General features: G+C 66.6%; 7 protein-coding genes. All 7 read left to right on the forward strand.

Features of this window, described 5'->3' with window-relative positions; all coding sequences use genetic code 11:
• From ACFW3F_RS18300 to ACFW3F_RS18330, 7 genes are read left to right on the forward strand one after another with little or no spacing between them, the layout of a single operon-like run.
• Nucleotides 1-828 (forward strand): hypothetical protein, encoded by an 828-nt coding sequence (locus tag ACFW3F_RS18300; protein ID WP_388059841.1) that lies wholly within the window; start codon nucleotides 1-3, stop codon nucleotides 826-828.
• Nucleotides 829-875: 47 nt separating this feature from the next.
• Nucleotides 876-1,622: a helix-turn-helix domain-containing protein gene (locus ACFW3F_RS18305; protein ID WP_388059843.1), complete on the forward strand. Its 747-nt coding sequence runs from the start codon at nucleotides 876-878 to the stop codon at nucleotides 1,620-1,622.
• 5 nt (nucleotides 1,623-1,627) lie between these two features.
• A complete protein-coding gene (locus tag ACFW3F_RS18310; protein WP_388059845.1) occupies nucleotides 1,628-2,629 on the forward strand; it encodes a hypothetical protein in 1,002 nt (333 codons plus the stop codon).
• Nucleotides 2,630-2,631: 2 nt separating this feature from the next.
• Nucleotides 2,632-2,862: a hypothetical protein gene (locus ACFW3F_RS18315; RefSeq protein ID WP_388059847.1), complete on the forward strand. Its 231-nt coding sequence runs from the start codon at nucleotides 2,632-2,634 to the stop codon at nucleotides 2,860-2,862.
• Between the two features lie 3 nt (nucleotides 2,863-2,865).
• Complete coding sequence (locus ACFW3F_RS18320) at nucleotides 2,866-3,675, forward strand: phosphoadenosine phosphosulfate reductase family protein (RefSeq protein WP_388059849.1); 810 nt, start codon at nucleotides 2,866-2,868, stop codon at nucleotides 3,673-3,675.
• 14 nt (nucleotides 3,676-3,689) lie between these two features.
• A complete protein-coding gene (locus ACFW3F_RS18325; RefSeq protein WP_388059851.1) occupies nucleotides 3,690-4,214 on the forward strand; it encodes a hypothetical protein in 525 nt (174 codons plus the stop codon).
• 51 nt (nucleotides 4,215-4,265) lie between these two features.
• On the forward strand, nucleotides 4,266-5,708 hold the full coding sequence (locus tag ACFW3F_RS18330) for a helix-turn-helix domain-containing protein (RefSeq protein ID WP_388059853.1): 1,443 nt from the start codon (nucleotides 4,266-4,268) through the stop codon (nucleotides 5,706-5,708).
• Nucleotides 5,709-6,146 lie beyond the last annotated feature (438 nt).

Below are 6,146 nucleotides of genomic sequence, written 5' to 3' on the forward strand. Positions count from 1 at the left end.
ATGGCCTCGAGCGAGACCATCCAGGCGAAGTGGGCTGAGTTCGCCGAGGCGATCGAGCGCCTGGCTGAGCGGATCGGTGACCCCAACGACTTTGAGGTGCGACCTGATAGCTCTCTTGCCGGTGACGATCGAGCCTCGCACCCGTTCGAGGTCAGTCAGACTCTGCGCCATCTGATCAACGCCACAGTCGACCAGCTGCACGGCGTCAAAACAGCAGTTCATGACGGTGAGCAGATGCACATCGCGGTGAGCGCGACGCTGGCCCGTGCGGCATTGGAAAACGCCGCAGCAGGGTTATGGATTCTGGGTCCGCAGCAACGCAACGAGAGAATCTTGCGGACGTTGCGGTGGCACTCTCGCAACTACGCCGACCAGGCGGGACATGCACGTGCCAGTGGCCTCTACACCGAACAGTTCCGCGCCGCCCACGACGAGAAGATGCAACGTATCGCGGTGATCGCCGAAGGCCGTGGGATCGATGCTGCGGCGGCGCAGAAGGGATATGCCACCACAGCGCCGATCAAGGGCGGCGGCGAGTTCACCGAGCTACCGGTCTTCACCGACTGGCAGATCGCCTCGGGGTTCGCTCACGGCCGACCGTGGGCGCACTTCGGGTTCACCGATCGCATCCGGTCGGGAGGTTCCCCAGAGCATCCGATCTACACCGTGTCTGCGCGTGAGGACTTCACCCTCTACCTACCGATCCAGGCGCTGCACTTGCTCGCCGAGCTACTGCGGCTCCGCGACCGCCGCGCGGGCCAGCCGATGACGAGTCTTCCTGACGGATCGCCTGATTCCGAGCCGACGGCGTACAGTAGGCGACGTTGAAGGGTTGAGACATGCGGTCTTGCCCGAACAAATGAAGGGGATGCGCGATGATGGCGCTGATGACCATGGACAGAATTGATGCCGCTGAGGTGCGTTGCGCCCGGTTGGCGATCGGGTTGCGCGAGTACGAGCTGGAAGATCTGCTGGGGGTGGATCGCGGCACGGTAGCGGCGTGGGAGGAACGCCGGCGGCCGGTGGACGCCGCGGTTGCCGAGCTGCTCGCCGACCTCACGACCGCAGCGGCGGGGGAGACGGTGCGGCTGATCGAGGATGCGTCGACGACCGGCGTGATCAGAACGTTCCTCGACGACGCCGATGTGGTGAGCGCGACAGAGGGCCGGCTGGCCTTGGCGGGGGTGCACCGGGTCTGCGCCGGCCGGGCGGCCACGGTGGTACCCGATGCTCGTGTGGTCCGTATCGATGACGACGGTGTGGAGCATTCGACCTGGATGGCGTGCGTGTGCGCGGCGTTCGGTGTCGGGCAGGCGCAGATGCAGAAGTGGTTCAACGTGCCGCGTCGGGCCACCCAGTACTGGCTCAACGGGACCCGCCCGGTGCCGCCGGGGATTGCCGCGGAGCTGCGGGTGATTACCGATGCCGCCCGCGCCCACGTCGACGAGTTGGCCGCTGGGGTCGACAGCGACGATCCGATCGTGTGGGTCTGCGCGACTGAGGATCAGATGGAACGTCAATGGCCGCAGCATGCGCAGCTGCCGTTGGTGACCCACCAGGTGTGCGCGGCACGCGCCGCGGCCACAGTTGACGGTGCGCGACTGGTCTATCTGCCAGGCTGAACATCGTGAGTTCCACGCGTAGCGCCTACACCGGGCACGGGGTGATCGACCTCGAGGCCGGGCCGGTCGACGATGCGGCGATCAAGTCCGCAGGCCTGGTGGCTGAGAAGTTCTACGACGCGATGGAACAGACCCGCATCGGCGCCGAGCTGGCCGACCGGGTCCTCGAGGACGACACCTCCCGCAACCGTGCGGCCCGCGATCGTGATCGCGCCTTCCCCCGGGACACCTCGGCGGTCGACGATGACCGCAAACGCCGGCAGCTACCGGACCGCGGCGAGTTCCGTGCCGATCTGTCGTCACGCCAACGCAAGGAACGCTCGGCGGCCAAACGTCGTGTCCTCGACAGTGCACCCCGCACCCAGGTCGGTGAATTGCGGTGGGCCACCGGCGACCCGCAGCGATGGGGTCATCTCAACAGTTCGCTGCGCGAGGCCACGGGCAACGCTCAGCAGCTCTCCGCGCGTGATCGCCGCTCAGTGCAGCGCCTGGACCGGTTGATCCAAAGCTACGAACGCGACAGTGGGCGTGGGCATGTGGTGTACGCGGTCGCCGAGTTGCCCACCGACACATCGGTGACCCGACGGCGTGATGTCCCGGAGACGTTGCAGCCCGGGGCGCGGATCTCGTTCGACCAGTACACGATGGCCACCCACACCCTGCACGAAGCCGCCGCCATCGCCGAGCATCGTCGCGCACAAGGGTCTGGAGCGTCGACGGTGATCCTGGAGATCGAAACCTCTCGTGGCATGTATCTGGGCCGCTCGGACAGCCTTGATGACACCAGCCACCTGCTGCCCCGCGGATTGGGGATGCGGGTGGCCGGCATCGACGAGCACGCCGACTACGCCCGACCGGGCGGGCACGACTCCACGCTGGTGGTGCAGCTGCGCGACACCGCCCGCGACCCCGACTATCAGCCGCCGGTCACCGGCCGCAGGTTGTTCCGTGACCGCAGAGCCGACGCCGCCGCTCGCGCGGCGGCCCGAGACACCAAGGAGCCCTAGACATGTCTGCTACCCGCCCACCCAAGGGCCTCCCACCGCTCCCGCCACGCAAAAAGAAGGGTGAGCCCGCTGGCAGTGGCCGCTGGGTCGACCCGATCCGTGTGCACGACGACATCCGGTTCGGCGTCACCAACTTCCGCTCGATCGAGCCCGGCGACCCTGACGCCGACAACCAAACCCCCGAAACTGCGACACCGAACTCAGCCACCTCGCGCCGCCGGCCGCGCACCTAGACGGTGAGCGGGCCCGGCGGCACCGATCCCGGGTTGGACCTCACCCGGCTGCGTGCGATGCGTGGTGCGCGCCTCGACCCCACTGCGGTGCTCGCCCAGATCGCCGAGTACCGAGACCGCCACGGCGGGATGTGGGTGGCCTGGTCCGGTGGCAAAGACAGCACCGTGGTGGTCGATATGGCTCGCCGTGTCGACCCGGCAGTGCCGGTGGTGTTCTACGACTGCGGCGTCGACTTCCCCGAAACCCGCACCTACCTAGCCGATCTCGCCGCCGCATGGAACTTGAACCTGCACGTGGTGCCCACTGAACCCGATCTGCTCACCCTGCTCATCGCGGCCGGCGACCTCGACCCGACAGCACCAACCCGGCACCTCGAGGTCGACATGCGCCAGGCGATGGTCACCGACCCCGCCGACCGTGCGCACGCCGTGTTCGGGCCGGCCAACCTGTGGGGCGTACGCGCCGAGGAATCCGCCGGCCGCCGCCACCTCTACCGCACTCAAGCCGCCCGCCACGACGGCGACATACCGCGCGGTATGGTGCGCCGCGGGAACGGCACCATCAGCTTCGGGCCGATCTGGAACTGGAGCACCGAGCAGGTGTGGCAGTACAGCGCCGCCCGCGACATCCCGCCGAACCCGCTCTACGCCACACTCACATCCCTCGGCGCTGACACACACACCGCTCGGGTGAACGCCATGGTCGACCCCACCCGCCTCGATAACGGCCACATCACTCGCCTGGCCGCCGGCTGGCCAGAGATCTACCACCGGCTCGCCGAAGCGCTACCGCGATTACGGGACTACCGCTGAACATGGAGCAACGCATGCGATTTCGACGCGCCCCAGCCCCCGTCCCTGATGAGGCCTTCCACGTCGATCGGACCGGCGGACTCACCCCCGGCATGACGCTGGGTACCCGCTTCATCGGCGAGATCGGCCCGCTGTCGAGGCACGGAGAGCGATACGTCCTCGGCACCCCCGGTCCTTCTCCGTTCATCAGTCACGCGATAGAGAACTTCTGGGAACTGTTCCGGGCGACGAACCACCCCGAGAAGCTGTCGCGCTTCGCGGTTGTATTCGCCTGGGAGACCTACGACGATGCCCACCAGTTCTGCACAGACTACGACCCCGGCGACATCTGGGCGGTGACCGGCCGCTCCCACCCACAGGCCTTCCGGGCGGACATGAACCTGCTGCGAGCGGGCACCTTCATCGACATGACGATGCGAGCCGAGCAGTACTGGACCGGTCAAGCCTCAGACAACCCGCAGTGGGAATGGCTGCTGCCCGCACCGGTAACCGTGGTGCGACCAGCTACGGCACCAGACAACGAGGAGCCCGCAATCTAGCTGTCACGGAGAAGAACTCGCGCGACTACCCAGGACGTCGCCCCGATATCGTTGACCACCTACGACGTCCGCCACGCCGTCACCTACAGACACGAGGCCCACCCCATGGCTCTATGGAGCAACCCCGAGCTGGAGACCATCCTCGGCGGCCCCCTCGAGCAAGACGCCATCACCGAGGACGACCTTCGGAACCTGGTCACCGCGGTGCCCGCCGAGTCAGAGTTCGTTGACTACAAGAGCGGGATTGGCCTGATCGAGCCAGATCAGAACCCGAGATGGACGAGCGCGCAGGAACATGCCCGCGATGTGTGTGCAGCGGCGAACAGCCGTGGCGCGATCCTGGTGTACGGCATCGAAGACCACAAGAAGACCGCCGTCATTGACGAGCGGATGGTGCCGATCCCAGACAACCCGGACAAGGACCGGCACGCGATTGCCGATCATCTGCGCCGCGAGATCCGCGAGCACGCGACACCTGTGCCGCTCGTCGACGTCATCTACGTCGACGCCGCCGCCGGCGGGTTCTATTTGGTGGTGGTTATTGCACCGAGCCCCCTGGCCCCCCACGCCGTCATGGCCGTCAAGGATGGCCGTAAACCGCTGTACTACTTCCTGCGTCAACCCGGCGAGACCAACATCCGGCCCCTCACCGAATACGAGGTCGCCGAGAGATATGCAGCCCGCGCCCTAGGCGCCGAACAACGCCGACAACACCTCGAGCAACTGTGGGAGGACGGTGTCGACGAACTGGAATCCAGCGAGAGGCTCTGGATTGCGGTCGCCGCGGCGCCGGACCTCCCGGCTGCTGACAGTCGACTGACTCCTCAGGCGCGCAACGAGATTGAGCAATGGGCGGACGAGCGGCGGTTCCCCGACTCACTCCTGGGGTTGCGGGGGGCTGCCCTGAATCGCCCCTTCCCTGCGCCCGGCAGGGTGGTCTACACCCACCTGGTGGATACCGGAGATGGCCTCGCCCCGGGGGTAGCGGACTCCTACCTTGAAGTTCACGCGGACGGGTCGATGTTTGCCGCGCTGGCGCTCGAATCGGTGTCGGATAAGACAAACGCCATCAGCATCGATTCCCTCATCGACGACATCCGCAGCCTCACCACGTGCGCACTCGACTGGATGAGTGAGCGCACAGGAAGTTGGGGCAACGCGTCGATCGTTGCTGGCATTGCCGCCGCCGGGATTCCTTACGAGGCGACCGTGACCCTCAACGAGACCGGTGGAACCCACGCCTTCGGTCTCCGCAGGGTGCCTACCCGCCGACTACCGAAAGCGACCACCGTGGTCGACCTCGCCTCGATCACCGCCGCACAGGATCTACTCGCCGTCGCCTATAACGCCGCATTGCCGCTTGTGCAGGCTTTCGGCGTAACCGAACCCAACTGGATCACCCACGACGGGGGCATCCACTTCGGGCACCTGGTGAGCCGCAACGGGAGAGCCTTGCGGGCGTGGGCGCGGGACAACGGGGTCCCCCAGCACTGAACTGACGCGGTCCGGCTGACCTCACACCGGCCTAACCGGAATGAGGTCAGACCGCCTGACCGACAAGGCGCACCGGACCAGGCGCCAGCGCTCCCATTCGGGTGCTGGCGCCCGGTCATACCGGGCTGACCCCGGTATGAGGTCGGCCCGGTGTATTGCGTTGTGCGACAGCTAGAAAACTGTCAGTAGGTGGGGTTAGTGTTGTGGGTGAGTTCTGGTTGAGACAGTCGGTCTTGCCGGGTCATTAGGAAGGGACAGCGTGATGACTGTTGCGCAGTGGGATGGACGTTCGTTGGCCACGGATCTGGCCTATGTGAAGCGGGTGACCGGGTTGTCGACGCGACGCGGTGTGTTGGCGCCGTTGCGGACGGTGACGATCGCCGCGCTCGGCGGGGTGGGCACGCTGACCCACTACAACTACGACGCCGGGGTGGTGGC

Source organism: Gordonia sp. NPDC058843 (assembly GCF_042743165.1).
Classification (GTDB): domain Bacteria; phylum Actinomycetota; class Actinomycetes; order Mycobacteriales; family Mycobacteriaceae; genus Gordonia.